The sequence below is a fragment of the Dokdonia donghaensis DSW-1 genome (assembly GCF_001653755.1).
GTDB classification, from domain to species: Bacteria; Bacteroidota; Bacteroidia; order Flavobacteriales; family Flavobacteriaceae; genus Dokdonia; species Dokdonia donghaensis.
On the sequence record NZ_CP015125.1, the window covers coordinates 589,400 to 604,555 of the forward strand.

The window sequence follows — 15,156 nt, forward strand, 5'->3', positions numbered from 1 at the left end:
AACATAATCACAAATCTACTCCACAAGGATTACCTCCTCTGGAGTTACAACAAACACCTCATCACCAGCCTCTGGCTCAAGTATGTAGTTACCTGTAAACTCTCCAAAGGCAGGTAAAATAAGTTGGTTCTCTTTTTTAAAGAAACAAGGCAACTTCATTACTTGCCTTCCTAAACCCTTTAGTCTAACCCCAGGGTGAATGTGGCCACAAAAATTAAAATACCCCTCACGCTCCTCAGGGATATGCGTGAGCAAAAATGTATCTATCACTCGCTCATCAAACATTTTTATACCCAATTGCTTAAAGCGCTCTGGATTTATGATGTCGTGATTACCGGTAACAAGCGTAATCTGAGCTGTTTGAGCATTAACCCATTTTTCAAAATAAAGCCATTCTGTATTTATCGCAGAATGGAAAAGATCTCCCAGAAAGCAAACCTCCTTAGGGTCACAACAAGAAATAGCCTCGTCTAGTAATTCAAAATTCTTGAGTATTGCCTCTTGTGGTACCGCGCTACCGTGTTTTCTAAAATGAGCCACCTTACCTAAGTGTACATCTGCTATAAAAAGAATCTCTTGCTCCTCCCAGAACATTGTGCCTGTAGGTAAGAGTGTAAATGTGTTGTTATGAATACTCGTTTTTGTCACCCTACAAAGATACAGCACTCCATCTTTTACACGTATCTTTATCACGTGCAAACTCACTACGATTATATCATTCTGGGCGCTGGTCTTTCTGGACTTACTACTGCCTTGCGTATGGCAAGAGATCCCTTTTTTTCAAAAAAGAGTATCGCCATCATAGACCAAGACCTCAATAAAAGTAATGACCGCACTTGGTGCTTCTGGGAGATAGAACCTTCTATGTATGAAGCGATTGTTTCATATACCTGGCCTTCGGTTTTAATAAAAGGTGAGGGAGTGCATAGTCATATCGACATTGCGCCTTACACGTATAAAAAGATAGAAAGTGCTGGTTTGTACGCTTTCGTGAAAGCGGAATTATCGCAACATAGCAATATCACGTTTATAGAAGCATCTGTTAGTACTACAACCACACTAGACGGAAAAGCAACAGTAACTACAGGTATAGGAATTTTTGAAAGTCCTGCGGTACTTAATAGCATTTATAAACCCAGCTTGCTCAAGAGGCAAACGCAAGCTGTTGTACTACAGCAACATTTTATAGGTTGGTTTGTAAAGACCCAGAAACCTGTTTTTGATCCAGAGCAGGCAACTTATATGGATTTTAGCATAAAGCAGGAGGGACATTGCAGGTTTATGTACGTTTTACCTACATCTACCACAGAGGCACTTTTAGAATACACCCTGTTTTCTGAAAAACTCCTCTCTAAAGCCGAATATGAAAATGCTATCAAAACTTATCTCAAAAATCTAGGTGTAGAAAACTATGAGATTATAGATCGTGAGCAAGGAAGCATCCCTATGACTACCTATGATTTTACACAGCACAACACAGCACACATACTACATATAGGTACTGCAGGCGGCTGGACAAAAGCAAGTACAGGATATACCTTTACGCACACGCTTAAAAAGTCTAAATCCCTTCTCGATTTTTTAAAATCTGACACTCCTTTTACCTCCTACAATATTAAAAACAGGTGGCAATTTTATGATGCTGTATTACTAGAAGTTCTGGCAAAACATAACGAGCAAGGCGCCTCCATTTTTACCCGAATGTTTAAAAAGGGAAAAGCTGGTCATATTTTTAGATTCCTTGATGAAGAGTCATCCCTCACAGATGAATTTAAAGTGGTGTTAAGTGCACCAAAAATTCCCTTTCTTAAAGCCGCTTTAAAGGTTGTTTTTAAATAGTGAGTTACTTGATTACACTTGCTAGTTGGCTCAAGTCATCTACCACATAATCTGCCTCTGGTACAAGTGGGTACTGCTCTTTACCTGGTCTATTTATAAATGCTGTTTGCATTCCTGCATTTTGCGCTCCGGCAATATCCCAGCCGTGTGCAGCAATCATCATTGCATTTTCTGGAAGCACACCTATAGTAGTCATTGCCCAGTTATAAACTTCTGGGGCTGGTTTAAATTTTTGAACAGGTTCACAACTAAGCAAGGTGTCAAAACAATCTGCAATACCCGCAAATTCTAGTTTTTCTTCAAGGCCTTTTTGTGAAGAGTTAGTGAGCGCTACAAGTCTAAAACCTTGTTCTCTCAATACTAGCAGTGATGTTCTTACCTCGCTATAAGGCTGAAGCTTTTTGAAGGGTATTATTACAGCAGCTTCTGCTTGCTGTTTTTTGAGTGTGATATCATTACCAGCAGCTACCATCTGTAGTGCAGCTACGCCTATCTCGCCAAAGTCTTTATAAGCCTCAATCGTATTTGCCACGAGTGAGTAATGCAATAAGGTGCTAAACCATAAGGAGACGAGCTCTCCTCTATCATCTAGTGCACTGGTGATTTTTTCTTTTAAGAAACCAAGATCAAGAAGTGTCTCATTTACATCAAAAAATAGGGTAGATGGCTTTTTCATTATGTCTTTTTACACAAAGTTAAGCAGCCACAACGCAAAGAACTCTTAAAGAAATAGTAAGATTACATACCGCGTTCCTTCTGGATTTGCTCGTAAGCCTCTTGTACATTACGGAATTTCTCTTCAGCGCCGGCTCTGTAGGCTTCGTCCATATCCATAAGTTTATCTGGATGGTACTTTTTTACCATTGTTCTAAAGGCTTTCTTTACCTCATCATTACTAGCAGATTTATCTATCTCTAAGATTTTATAGGCACTGTCTGCTTTCTTAACAAACATATTTTTTATACTCTCAAAATCTTGATGATTTATTCTAAAATATCCTGCTATAGTACCTAGCACATTTACCTCTGGCTGGCTCACTTGACCATCTGCCTGTGCAATGCCAAATAAAAAGTGTAAAATTTGTAATCGCACCTCATAACGAGTACGACTATTGAGGTAGGTACATATACGTGTGGCAGAAATCTCTCTATCTTTAATTACAGTATTAAAGGTTCTAAAAGTGGCATTTGCACGTTCTTTACCATATGCTCTCACAAAGTATTGTCTAGCATAGTCTAACTCATTCTGGCTTACTTTACCATCTGCCTTTATGACTATAGAAGCAAGTGATAGCAAGTTGAGCTCAAAATCTCCTGGAGAAACACTTTGCTGTGTAGCTTGTTCAAAAACGGTTTTAAAACGCTGGCCTGTACTACCGCTTTGACCCGTTTTTTTACCTTGGTCCATAAACATATCTACAGCACTACCTAGAAAGTATCCTATAACAGCTCCAAAAAATCCACGTCCCAAAAAGTAACCTACTACAGCACCTATATATTTAATCATACTTACATTCTATTCTTATCCCGCAAATTTACGGGTTCTAACCATTAGACGTGAGGACTATTTTATTGTTACGCCATCCCGCCATACTTACCACCTCCCACATAGAAACATAATTTGTTTGTGTAATAATCTGCCATTTTTTCCGTCTTAGTATCAAGGTATGCTTTTTGTATATTTGTATTCAAAATAAATTGATTATGTATCCACCAGATTTAGTAAAACCAATGCGTGAAGACCTTACCAGAAATGGCTTCACAGAATTACATACAAAAGAAGACGTAGAAGCTGCAATGAAAAAAGAAGGTACAACCCTTATGGTTGTAAACTCTGTTTGTGGTTGTGCTGCTCGTAACGCGCGTCCAGCTGCTGTACACGCAGTTGTTAACGGTAAGAAGCCAGATAACATCTATACTGTATTTGCAGGAGTAGATGGAGAGGCTACAAATCTTGCTCGTTCTTATATGGTACCATTTCCTCCATCTAGCCCATCTATGGCACTTTTTAAAGACGGAGAGCTAGTACATATGATAGAGCGTCACCACATTGAAGGAAGACCTGCAGAGATAATTGCAGAAAACCTTATGGATGCTTTTGAAGAGCACGCAAGCTAGTACAACACTTCTTGTAATAATATGGAGACCGCTTTTATAGAGCGGTCTTTTTTTATACACGCTTTCGCGAAAGCGGACTTGTTACTCTCCATAAATCTCACGAACTTTAATCCATCTTTATAGCATTATTAAATTATAGTATGAGCCAACAGCAAACTCTTATAGAAAACACCATCACCTTTGTAAAAGCAACCCTAGCAAATGCCGAAGGTGGTCACGACTGGTTTCATATAGAACGTGTTTATAACAATGCAATGCACATTGCAAAAGGTGAGCCTGTAGATGAGCTTGTGGTTGCACTAGGAGCACTGCTACACGATATTGCAGATTCAAAATTTTTTAACGGAGATGAAACCGTTGCGCCAAAAATGGCAACCAAGTTTCTTATAAGTCAAAACTGTGACAGCGCCGTTATAGAGCACGTGGTACAGATTATAAAAAATATCTCTTTTAAAGGCGGTAATAAGGCCCAAGAGTTTACCTCGCCAGAGCTAGATGTTGTACAAGATGCAGACAGGCTAGATGCCATAGGTGCCATAGGTATTGCTCGCACCTTTAATTATGGCGGTTTTAAAAACCGCAAATTGTATGACCCAGAGGTCAAACCACAGTTAGATATGACTGTAGATGAGTATAAAAAGAGTACCGCGCCTACTATCAATCATTTTTATGAAAAATTACTCCTACTCAAAGACCGTATGAACACGAAGACCGGAAAAAAAATTGCCGAAAAACGTCACGCTTATATGGAAGGTTTTCTGGAGCAATTCTACCGTGAGTGGGAAGGCTCAAAATAAACCTAGCGAGCATTTAATAAAAAAGCCCTAAGCATTATAAGTGCTTAGGGCTTTTTGACTCTTACTAAATATTTATTTAAGATGCGTTGCAAAGAAGCCCATCATCGCTTTATACAGCTCAAGGGTGTTTTCTTCTTTACCAAAGCCGTGGCCTTCATCATACTTTACCATATAAGGAACATCAACCCCTCGTGCTCGAAGTTGTGCTACTATTTGGTCTGCCTCATCTATATTAACCCTAGGGTCATTTGCTCCTTGTACCACAAAAAGAGGTTTTACAATTTTATCTACGTGTAGTGCAGGAGATACCTCATCCATTATTTTCTTTTCTTCTGGCTTGTTTGGGTTATACCAGATGGTATGTAGCATATCACGGTACTTCTCCCAGTAAGCGGGTATTGTACTCATAAAAGTGTGCAAATTGCTCACCCCCACATAGTCTACACCACAAGCATATTTTTCTGGAGTTTTAGTCATACCGCGCAGCACGGCATAGCCACCGTGGCTTGCGCCATAAATGGCTACTTTATCTTTATCTATTGCTCCTAGGCTTACCACATAATCTACACCATCTTCTACATCATCCATCGCTTTGCGACCTATCTGGCCAAAACCAGAAGTGTAAAACTCCTTACCATACCCTCCAGAAATTCTAAAGTTTACGTGCAAGGTCGCATAGCCACGACTCGCAAAAAGTTGTGCCTCTGCATTAAAACCCCAACTATCACGTATACCCTGAGGCCCACCGTGAGGATTTACAATCATAGGCACTTTTTCTCCCTCTTTAATATCATTAGGCAAGGTGAGATACCCGTGCAAGGTCACACCATCTCTACTGGTAAAAGTAATAGGGTCCATAGCAGCCATATCTTCCTCCTTAAGTTGCGGGAGTATTTTATAAAGTAAGGTAACGGTATCGTTTTCTACATCATATAAATGATATTCACCTATAATGCGGTCACTAGTTACTACAACCATCATTTTATGCTCATCGTCTGTTCTTCCTACTACATAAAAATCTTTGTCGCCAAAATCTTTTTGCAACCGCGCTTGTACTTTTTTATACGTTTCGCTCACAGGTACAATGACCGTCTTCTCACCGTTATGTGAGTAGTAATCTATCTCGTAATTGCGCTTTCGCGAAAGCGTAATCCCGCTCACATCATACGTATCATCTCTGTACATTGTCTCGAGCACCTTATTTGCCTTTAAGTCATAACGTTGTATTTCTGTTTTATCTGTCTCGAGATTTGAAATTACATATGCCGCATCTGGATTATCTGACGCATAGTCAAACCGAATAATACCAAAAGACTCTCCAAAGGGAACTTCCATTATTTTTTTAAACTCGCCATCTATGTTATAGAAGAGTTCCATATCGACCCCGTTTATGATTTTTGAGATGGCTCTTAGGTTTCCATCTTTGTCAAAATCGTATCCAGCAACAGGGTTATCTCCTTCCTTTACGGTATACAGCTTCTCTATAGCGCCCGTTTTAATATTGAGTTTATAAGGCTCTTCTTGCGCAGGGTTATCTTTATTCATCTGCACAATAACGTGGTCTTCATCTTCTTTGAGCGTGGCAAGTATGCCTACACGCACATTATCAAAAGGGGTGAGCTCCTCATTACCACTGCCATCTAAGTTTACACCAAAAAGGTGGTAATTTTCATCACCGCCCTTATCTTGAGAGTAGACTATTCTATCTGGGCTTGCCCAGAAGTAGCTACGTATGAGATCTTCTTGCTGCTCTACAAGCAATAGCTCCTCTTGAGTGGTTGTATTTTTTAAAAACAAATCACGTTTACCACCCTCACGACGCTTCATATACGAGAGATAATTTCCATCTGGAGAGAGTTTAAAAGCGTACGCATCTGGTGTCTGAAAGTAATCTTCTACTTTATATTTAAAATCTCCATCTTCTTGTGCGATGAGCTTTGCAAGATCTGCTTCTGTAGACGGGAGTGCTGTATTACCTGGTAGTGTTTTTTCTGTCTTCATTAAATCTGTTTGGTAAAAGGTATCAAGATATGTAGACACCTAAGATTTGTTCTTCTTTAAGAACAACAAGATACTAGATTTTAAAATGCTTAGCTGTTATAAAAATCTTATTTTCTAGCATTGAGAAGTGTGCTCTTATAAGCATAAAAAAAGCCCTCAAAAGAGGGCTTTACCATATAAAATTATGACTTAGGGTTTTTACATCACTATTTTACCTAGTGTAACTTTATCTACTTGTTTAAATAGTTTTATAACACGTACTTCTTTTGTTTCCTTTGCAGTCCCATAATTGCGGTATACGGTGTATTTTAAAAATGGAGGTAATACATAATCACCCTCATTACCTAGATACTGCACATTAATTAACCACTCTCCAGCTGGGGCGTCATCTATAATAAACTCTTCGGTCTGAAAACCTTCTTTCTGTTCGGCTTTAAGGCGGTCTCTAGTTTCTTCTAGCGTGTGTGTCCACTTAAAGAACTTCTTTTGCGGGTTTACAAACTGAAACTCAAAAGGAACCGACTTGTCAGACCAATCTATGGTCATACGCATATCTACCTTAAAGTCTGTGCGTAGCCACTCATTAGGCAATCTACTATAATCTATTTTATCTTTATGTAATGCAACTAGACGGCTCAACTCACTGCGCAGTGGCTTCTCTAAGCCGTCAAAGTTTACACCCTTTATTTGCTCTCCCAGCATATTTATGTACAACTCAAGTGCCTTATCATACTGCTCATCATTTTGATAAGCCAATGCTAGATCTCGGTATGACTGAGACTCGCTGGGAGCAATTTTTGCAATGCGCTCGTTTACAAGTACGATATTTCCCGTATCATTTACTAGTTCATATAGATATGACAGTGTGCGTAACGCCTTTGTATTATTACGAGCGATGTAGGCAAGGTCTGAGCGCACCTCATCTGCAAGTTTTGGGTATATGGTTTGAAAATACTGTGCGGCATCTACATAATACTCTAGTGGCGACTCTTGGGTACGAGACAACTTCTTGTAAAGTGCAAATTGCTGTTGCGGGGTTCCGCTTTCGCGAAAGCGTAAAATATACGAAGGCAATGCAGTGTCTATACTACCAGTAACATCACCCGTATACTCGTTACCAGAAACCAGGGCGCTCTGTTTATTTTTGGCAGCCTTTGCTTCAAAATTTGCTTCTTTGGTTTTTATAAGAAAAGCCCCTCCTGCTGCAAGCGATCCATAACGAGAGGTTGCGACCACAGATTTAAGTACCGAGATATTGTCTATCTGGTTTACATCCAAAAATGATGGAGGATCTTGATAAGGAGTTCCATTTACAATCCATATAGGAGGTACATCATTTGTAATAGATTGTGAGCCGCCACGTATTTTATAAGTAGTTGCTTGGCCTGTGAGTAGACCACTGTTTACCGTCACGCCACTTACCTTACCCTTTATGAGCTGGTCTAGACTGGTGTACCCAGCACTATAATTTCTTGTACTAATCTCTCCTGTAGCATAGCCTATTTTATCACCACTGGTTTTACCATAAGCTGTCTCTACCGTGTTATCTACACGCTCGCGCCCTTCTAGCACGACCTCATCTAGGTCATTGCTTTTTGAAGTTAAGGTTATTGCACCCATATCTTGAGTTTCTATCAACACCTCTTTTGTAAACATAGCTGGTGCACTCACTACAAGGACATCATCTATAGCTGCGGTGATGGTAAAACGGCCATTTGCATCTGTATATACCTCGTTAAAAGTGCCTTTTTTTGTGATTGCAGCTCCCTTTAAAGGTTTTGCTCCTGAGGTTATTACACCCGTCACTTGTGCCGCAGTAACAGAGCGGTCTTCTACCTCTTCTGTATAATCGTTACCAGTTATAAGGGCAGATTTAGGTTTTTTATCTCTATTCTTAAAACCTGCAAAGCCCTGCGTTGTAATATCTATTGCTCCGTTAGGAGTTGGTATGCCATACTTTGTTCCAGCGGCTACTGTTTTTGTTATCTGCAGCATTGCTATACTAGAGGGAGGTATCTGTTCTAAAATAGTTGGCTCCCGTAGAACACCATCAATGATAACAGCGTATGCTCCCCCACCTCGCGTATTAACAAAATATCGCCCAGAAGGTTTCTTATCCAATCTCATTCCAGCAAACTTTCCATTCATCACATCTATAAGATTTGAATACCCTTTTTTTTCAAGCTCCTCTTTAAATAATACATTTGACGCAAAACTACTTTTGCTTTTTATCGCATCCTTTTTCTCGAAGAGTTTCTCCCTTGCGGTTTTAGCACCATTTAAGACTACCTCGTCTAGTAAATCACTACTGGGTAATAAATTTACCGTATACTCCTTCTCATCTGTAACCGCAATCTCCTTTGTAAACATCCCTAGGCTAGAGATAATGAGGATATCTCCGTTTTTTGCTGCGAGATTAAAGGTTCCATCAGCCTTTGTGTAAACAATATCTAGTGAACCCTTACGTACAACTTCTGCGCCTTGTAAGGGGCCGTTGGGGCTTGTAACCACACCAGTAACTTGTGCTGCAGTAGTAGAGCGGTCTTCTACCTCTTCTGTATAATCATTGCCGGTTACAAGGGCTATGTTTTTAATAGCATCTTTTCTATAACTCTTTGTAGTTACCAGTACTTGTAAGCCTCGGTCTCCTTCTCCACCATATTTAATATTTGTAGAAAGTGGGTTGTCTTTTATAATTACAGAGAGAATCTCATTATCTGGAATATATAATGGTATAGGTTGTCCTTGTCTCACCATTACCCCATTTACAATCCAATTAGGTCTCTTACCAAAAATGGTGACTACTTCACCCTTTTCTGTATAACTTACCTGTACACCTTTAAAATTCTTTCTTAATACGCGTTCTAAACTTTGTCCATCTGGTGTGATGTCTTTATCTGTAATATAAAAATCTCCTAAGCTCGTTATGCCTCCTGGCATATTAGGCTCATTTGTACCTTCTATAATTTTATCACCTGCAAAAATTTTCTCACGCCTTGCAGTAAGCACCACCTCCTCTAGTTGATCACTGCTGGGTAGCATTTTTATATCATAATTATTTTGCTCTTGTACCGCTACCGCCTTAGGAAACATCCCTAGCGCTTGTACAAGTAGTATATCTCCAGCTGCTGCTTCTACTTGAAAAACACCATTTGCATCTGTAGTATATTCTTTTAAATCTCCTTTTACAACAATGGTTGCTCCTTGTAATGGTTTCCCTAGGCTTTGTATCGTTCCAGATATTTTTTGAGTAAGTGACGTTATCTCACCAGAATATATGCGGTTTTTGCGATTTACAGTTGGGGTTACATTCTCAACAACTGGTGCTTGAGCAACTGCTTTTTTTACAGTTCCAGAAGTATACTTAGCCAGTGCAGCGAGGTATTGCTGGCCTTCGGTAGTTTGTACTGTGGTATAGGGTACAACTGGAATATCTTGATCTGCATTAAGTTTACCATAGTTAGGCACTCCATTTGAGAGTAATAAAACGGCATCTGCATCTTCTAAACTTAGTATGCTATAATTAGACGGGGCATTATAGGTTTGCTGGGTTACGCTTTCGCGAAAGCGGTCCATATCTCCATCCCACTTTTTCCAAACCTCCGTTCTTATGATATCCTTATTAAACACCTCAAGGGTAACCTTAGGCTCATTAAGAGCTGCCAAATATTGTTTTACAAAGGCAAGTTCTTTATTGAGGTTGCGATCTTGCATACCCTCAGAGATATCCCAAAATATCTTGAGATGTGTAATTGCTGGGGTTTCTTGTGGTGAGCCCTTTTCTAAAACAATAGCGCTAGATCTATTGAGCAAGGCTCTCACATCTGTCGCGTTTAAGTGTATGGTTTCAAAACCAGGTGCAGATACGATGAGCTGGTCTGTGTCTGACAGGGTCTCGTGATATTTCTTATAAGAAAAGGCTCCTTGAGCATTGCTCGTGACTCCCACGCCTTGATTTGTGACACCTATTTTTGCATTTTCAATAGGCGTTTTTGACCCCGCGGCGACCACGGTTCCTCTAAAAATGGTTTGTGCATTAAGCGATAAGCTTGCCAGCAATAGGCAGGTAATGATGTATACATTAGTTCTCATAGTTTGATGAATTGATTGATAAACAGATTGACCTTAAAATCATCTATTTGATTTTTAGACAATTAAAGATACTTAAATGTCGGCGTTATAGGGTATAACCGATAAAGGCTTACTTTTTTTTAAAGCAAGCCTTTATTGAAAGATATATCTTACAATTTTAAGATATCGGTATATGTGATGTGACCTTATAAGTTTATTCTACCCAGAGACACCTTGTCTTTTTGCTCAAATAGCTTTACAACCTTTACTTCTTTAGTCTCTTTTGAAGTTCCGTAGTTTCTATACACGGTGTATTTTAAGTAAGGAGGTATGGCAAAGGTTGCCTCTTCACCTAGGTACTGTACGTTTACAATCCACTCACCGGCTTTTGCGTCATCTATAACAAACTCCTCAAACTGGAATCCCATTTTACGCTCTTTAAGTAACCGCTCTTTATTATCAAATAAGGTGTGATCCCACGTATAAAATTTCTTCTTAGGGTTTACAAACTGAAAAATAAATGGAGCATCTTGCTCAGACCAGTTTATGACTAATCTGATATCCATCTCAAGATTATTAGTGAGCCACTCGTTAGGTAGCCTGTTAAATTCGATTTTATCTTTATGTAGTGCGACAAGGTGTCTCAACTCGTTACCTAGAGGTACTTCTATTTCAGAAAAATCTACCCCTAGTATGCGCTCTCCTAGCATATTAATGTATAGTTCTAGCGCTTTATTATAATCACCGCTTAAGGTGTATGCTAGTGCCAGATCACGATATGATTGTGCCTCTCTAGGTGCTAGTGCTACGATGCGCTCACTTACTTGCGCATTACGTTTATAAGAGCCAGCGGCTTCATATAAGTAACTAAGTATGCGCAGTGCCTTTACATTTTCTCCAGCCACCTCTGCAAGTTGTAGGCGTATAAGCTCTGCCTTTGCAGGTGCTATTTTTTGAAAATACTCTGCATTATCTGCATAAAAGGAAACCGAATTCTTAAAGTTTTTTGAAAGCGCTTGATACTTTTTATACTTTGCAGCTACAGTAGATTCTTTATCAAGTGCTGTTATGTAAGGTGAGGTTTCTACAACCATATCTGCTAGTGTCTCACTGTAATCATTACCTTTTACAAGAGCTCTATCTACAATACCCTTTGCTTTTACAGCATCAGGATTTGCAGCCTTTGTTTTTACTAGAAAAGCTCCTCCACTTGCTATGGTACCATAACGTACCGTTGCAATGGCAGATTTTAAAATTGTAATACTCTTAATATTTTGAGGATCGAGATAATATGGTACATCTGCAAATGGAGCTCCATCTACAACCCACAGAGGCGGCAACTCATTGTTAATAGACATATTACCCCCGCGTATTAAAAATCGCTCACTACCAGGAGGTCCTAATACCTGTACTCCTGCAAAATTCCCTCGTATGGCATCGCCTAGAAATGTTGCGTTAGGCTTTATGTTTTCTGCCGTTATGGTATTTACAGCATATCCTACAGACTCTTTTGACTTAGCTACACCGTTACCTGCATCTACTTTCTTCTCTTTAGACTTAGCATTACCAGTAAGTAACACCTCATCCAGCATATCTGCTTGTGGTATCATTTCTACCTGTATTACTGGATCTTTTGTGACCAACACATCTTTGGGATACATTCCTAAATATCTTATTTGAAGCACATCACCCTCTACGGCAGGTATGTTAAAAGTTCCATCTGCCTTAGTAAGGTACTCGTTAAGGGTACCTCTTAAAGAAACTGCAGCTCCTTGTATAGGTCCATTTGTACTAGACACTACACCTTTTACCGTTGCTTGCGCCTTACTAAAATCTATTTTTTTAAATGCACCTCCCGCTTGTATACGCTCGGTTGCTTGATCTGCAGTAGTAGCAAAAAGAGGAATATAAGATCCATTATAAAATGAGGCATCTGCCATCATACGCTCGTGATTTGCAGTGGCAACCGTATTTACGGTATATAAACGGCTTGTGCGCGGTAACTCAATGTTCCCAAAACTTTGCTCTCCATCAGACACTACAATAGCAACATCAGTATTACTTGCATCTATAAGTGAGTAATCTGTCGCTCCAGTGTAATTAATATTTTTTATTATTTCGCTTAAAGCGAAAGTCCCATCTGCCGCAGCTGTGATTTTTTTATCTAAAACAACCTTATCATTAAAAGCTACAAAACGAACGGCTGGCGACGAAAGTGTTGCTAAGTAGGCATTAACAAAATCTATAGCCTTATTACTATTTTGGCTCTTTGCCGAAGCAGAAACATCCCAAAAAATAACTATATCCTTTGCTTCATTAAGAGGTTTTACATCTTTAGAAACACCAGGGTTTAAATAAATGGTACTCGTGATATTATATAAATTACGAAGGTCATCACCAGAAATACTTACTGACTCATACCCTTTTGCAGAGATAACAAGTTCACTTTCTGGAGAAACGACTTGGTCATATTTTCTGTAGAGAAATCTACCATTGGTTCCAGAGGTGACACCAGCACCTTGATCAGATACACCCACCTTTGCCACAATAGGCTTTTTTGAGCCTTCCTCAAGGACTACACCTCTAAAGACTGTTTGAGAATAAGAATAAAAACTTAGTAGTGATACTAAAAGCGTAAATATTAAACGAAAATGATTCATTTTATTGATTAATTGATGAAGTGCAAATATGACAGTAAATAGTCTTTTATGTAACAACTGAAGACGTTAAATATTAGTTAACAATTAGTCTAAAAACACTATCAACCAATATCATATGGTAATACCTCATTTATAAATGAATCAATTAAGTGGTTTACATCTATTAAAATGATTTTAATATCTTTAGTGAGCTTATAAAACATAAACCCTATGAAACGTCGTTCTTTTCTTCAAAAATCTGCTGCAGCAAGTGCGGCTTTTACAATCGTCCCTAGCTTTGTCTTGGGTGGTAATCACGTTGCTCCATCAGACACGTTATACATAGGTGCAATAGGTGTGGGCGGCCGTGGTGGCGGTGTTGTAAATGAGCTTACCCAGTATGGTAAGGTAAAATTTGTTGCCCTATGTGATGTAGATGATAATCGCGGTGCAGCAAGCTTTAAAATGCACCCTAAAGCAAAGACGTACAGAGATTTTAGAAAACTCTATGACAATCACATTAAAGATATAGATGCCATAATGGTGGGTACTCCAGATCACACACACGCAACCATCTCATTACCTTTTATGCGTGAAAACAAACACGCCTATGTAGAGAAGCCTCTTACTCATAATATTTATGAAGCTAGGCTTATGGCGCAAGTGGCAAAAGAGCAGGGTATTGTGACTCAAATGGGTAACCAAGGTGCTTCAAGCGATGGTATAAGAACCGCCCAAGAGTGGATAAACGCGGGGGTTATAGGTACCGTCTCTCGTGTAGATTGCTGGACAAACAGACCCGTGTGGCCACAAGGATTTAAACATATTACAGAAGGGCAACCTATCCCAAAAAACCTAGATTGGGACTTATGGTTAGGCCCAGCTAGTTACAGACCTTATAATGAAAACTACCTACCTTTTAAGTGGCGTGGTTTTTGGGATTTTGGTACAGGAGCAATGGGTGATATGGGTTGTCATATTATGGAAACTCCATTTAAAGCGCTAGAACTTGGTTTTCCTTATGAAGCAGAGGCTAGTTGTACCACTATATGGTCTGGAGATTTTGTAGAGGCAGATTATCCAGAGGCCTGCCCTCCTAGTTCTATTGTAAGACTTAAGTTTAAGTCACCTACACAAGGTGATGTGGGTCTTAACTGGTATGATGGCGGTATTATGCCCGACCTACCAAGCGAGCTAGGCGAAGGTGAAACACCAGGTAAAGACGGCGGCGGAAGCATCTTTTATGGTAGTGATGGTATTATGATAACAGACACCTATAGCGGTAACCCTCGTTTATTACCTAGCGAGCGTATGAAAGATATGGCGGCAGTACCACAAACTATAAAAAGAGTGACCACCGGTCACGCAGGTGAGTGGATAGAAGCTTGTATAAATGGAGGCAGCACCTCATCACCATTTTCTTATGGCGGGCCACTTACCGAGGCTGTTTTAATGGGGAATCTTGCTATAAAAGCATACCAAAAGAAAGAATTTAAACCTGGTAAAAAGTCTGGCGACTGGGACCCGTATAACTACCCTGGGCGTCGCACTATTAAGTGGGATGGAGATAATATGCGCGTGACTAATTATGAAGAGGCAAATGCCTGGGTAAAACGTGAGTATCGAAAGGGATGGGAGATTTAAAAAATAAAAAAGTCTGTAACCATTAGGTTACAGACTTTTTTAAATCAT

10 protein-coding genes are annotated in these 15,156 nt (G+C 39.5%); 4 read left to right on the forward strand and 6 right to left on the reverse strand.

The genetic code is table 11. From position 1 onward, the window contains the following. Window positions 1-15: 15 nt before the first annotated feature. Window positions 16-648, reverse strand: a complete 633-nt coding sequence (gene pdeM / locus I597_RS02490) for a ligase-associated DNA damage response endonuclease PdeM (protein WP_035326033.1) — start codon at window positions 646-648, stop codon at window positions 16-18. Between pdeM and I597_RS02495 the strand changes: the two genes are divergently transcribed. Next, window positions 628-1,839, forward strand: coding sequence for a lycopene cyclase family protein (locus I597_RS02495; RefSeq protein ID WP_236626642.1), 1,212 nt, complete (start codon window positions 628-630; stop codon window positions 1,837-1,839). The two genes, pdeM and I597_RS02495, sit on opposite strands and share 21 nt — an antisense overlap. A gap of 4 nt (window positions 1,840-1,843) precedes the next feature. Here the strand turns inward: I597_RS02495 and I597_RS02500 are convergent, their stop codons facing one another. Together I597_RS02500 and I597_RS02505 are read right to left on the reverse strand one after the other, a co-directional pair. After that, window positions 1,844-2,515, reverse strand: a complete 672-nt coding sequence (locus I597_RS02500) for a haloacid dehalogenase type II (RefSeq protein WP_035326035.1) — start codon at window positions 2,513-2,515, stop codon at window positions 1,844-1,846. Between the two features lie 62 nt (window positions 2,516-2,577). Continuing rightward, window positions 2,578-3,345 carry a tellurite resistance TerB family protein gene (locus tag I597_RS02505; RefSeq protein WP_035326037.1) on the reverse strand — a complete coding sequence of 256 codons (768 nt, stop codon included), beginning with the start codon at window positions 3,343-3,345 and terminating at the stop codon, window positions 2,578-2,580. A 197-nt stretch (window positions 3,346-3,542) separates the two neighbouring features. Between I597_RS02505 and I597_RS02510 the strand changes: the two genes are divergently transcribed. Next, window positions 3,543-3,956: a BrxA/BrxB family bacilliredoxin gene (locus I597_RS02510; RefSeq protein WP_035326039.1), complete on the forward strand. Its 414-nt coding sequence runs from the start codon at window positions 3,543-3,545 to the stop codon at window positions 3,954-3,956. 140 nt (window positions 3,957-4,096) lie between these two features. Continuing rightward, a complete protein-coding gene (locus I597_RS02515; RefSeq protein WP_035326040.1) occupies window positions 4,097-4,753 on the forward strand; it encodes an HD domain-containing protein in 657 nt (218 codons plus the stop codon). A 72-nt stretch (window positions 4,754-4,825) separates the two neighbouring features. Here the strand turns inward: I597_RS02515 and I597_RS02520 are convergent, their stop codons facing one another. The 3 genes from I597_RS02520 to I597_RS02530 all read right to left on the reverse strand — a co-directional run bounded on the left by I597_RS02520 (window position 4,826) and on the right by I597_RS02530 (window position 13,485). Beyond that, window positions 4,826-6,754 carry a S9 family peptidase gene (locus I597_RS02520; protein WP_081964990.1) on the reverse strand — a complete coding sequence of 643 codons (1,929 nt, stop codon included), beginning with the start codon at window positions 6,752-6,754 and terminating at the stop codon, window positions 4,826-4,828. 198 nt (window positions 6,755-6,952) lie between these two features. Further along, window positions 6,953-10,846: a carboxypeptidase-like regulatory domain-containing protein gene (locus tag I597_RS02525; RefSeq protein WP_035326041.1), complete on the reverse strand. Its 3,894-nt coding sequence runs from the start codon at window positions 10,844-10,846 to the stop codon at window positions 6,953-6,955. Between the two features lie 185 nt (window positions 10,847-11,031). Then, complete coding sequence (locus tag I597_RS02530) at window positions 11,032-13,485, reverse strand: TonB-dependent receptor plug domain-containing protein (RefSeq protein ID WP_035326042.1); 2,454 nt, start codon at window positions 13,483-13,485, stop codon at window positions 11,032-11,034. A gap of 210 nt (window positions 13,486-13,695) precedes the next feature. On the opposite strand from I597_RS02530, the gene I597_RS02535 reads away from it, so the two are divergent. After that, window positions 13,696-15,108 (forward strand): Gfo/Idh/MocA family protein, encoded by a 1,413-nt coding sequence (locus I597_RS02535; RefSeq protein WP_035326043.1) that lies wholly within the window; start codon window positions 13,696-13,698, stop codon window positions 15,106-15,108. The last annotated feature ends 48 nt before the right edge of the window (window positions 15,109-15,156 follow it).

Coding starts and splice junctions, on each gene's coding strand:
- I597_RS02520 (WP_081964990.1), bottom strand. CDS start 6,754: ATGAAGACAGAAAAAACACTACCAGGTAATACAGCACTCCCGTCTACA.
- I597_RS02510 (WP_035326039.1), top strand. CDS start 3,543: ATGTATCCACCAGATTTAGTAAAACCAATGCGTGAAGACCTTACCAGA.
- I597_RS02525 (WP_035326041.1), bottom strand. CDS start 10,846: ATGAGAACTAATGTATACATCATTACCTGCCTATTGCTGGCAAGCTTA.
- I597_RS02535 (WP_035326043.1), top strand. CDS start 13,696: ATGAAACGTCGTTCTTTTCTTCAAAAATCTGCTGCAGCAAGTGCGGCT.
- I597_RS02505 (WP_035326037.1), bottom strand. CDS start 3,345: ATGATTAAATATATAGGTGCTGTAGTAGGTTACTTTTTGGGACGTGGA.
- I597_RS02495 (WP_236626642.1), top strand. CDS start 628: ATGAATACTCGTTTTTGTCACCCTACAAAGATACAGCACTCCATCTTT.
- I597_RS02530 (WP_035326042.1), bottom strand. CDS start 13,485: ATGAATCATTTTCGTTTAATATTTACGCTTTTAGTATCACTACTAAGT.
- I597_RS02500 (WP_035326035.1), bottom strand. CDS start 2,515: ATGAAAAAGCCATCTACCCTATTTTTTGATGTAAATGAGACACTTCTT.
- I597_RS02515 (WP_035326040.1), top strand. CDS start 4,097: ATGAGCCAACAGCAAACTCTTATAGAAAACACCATCACCTTTGTAAAA.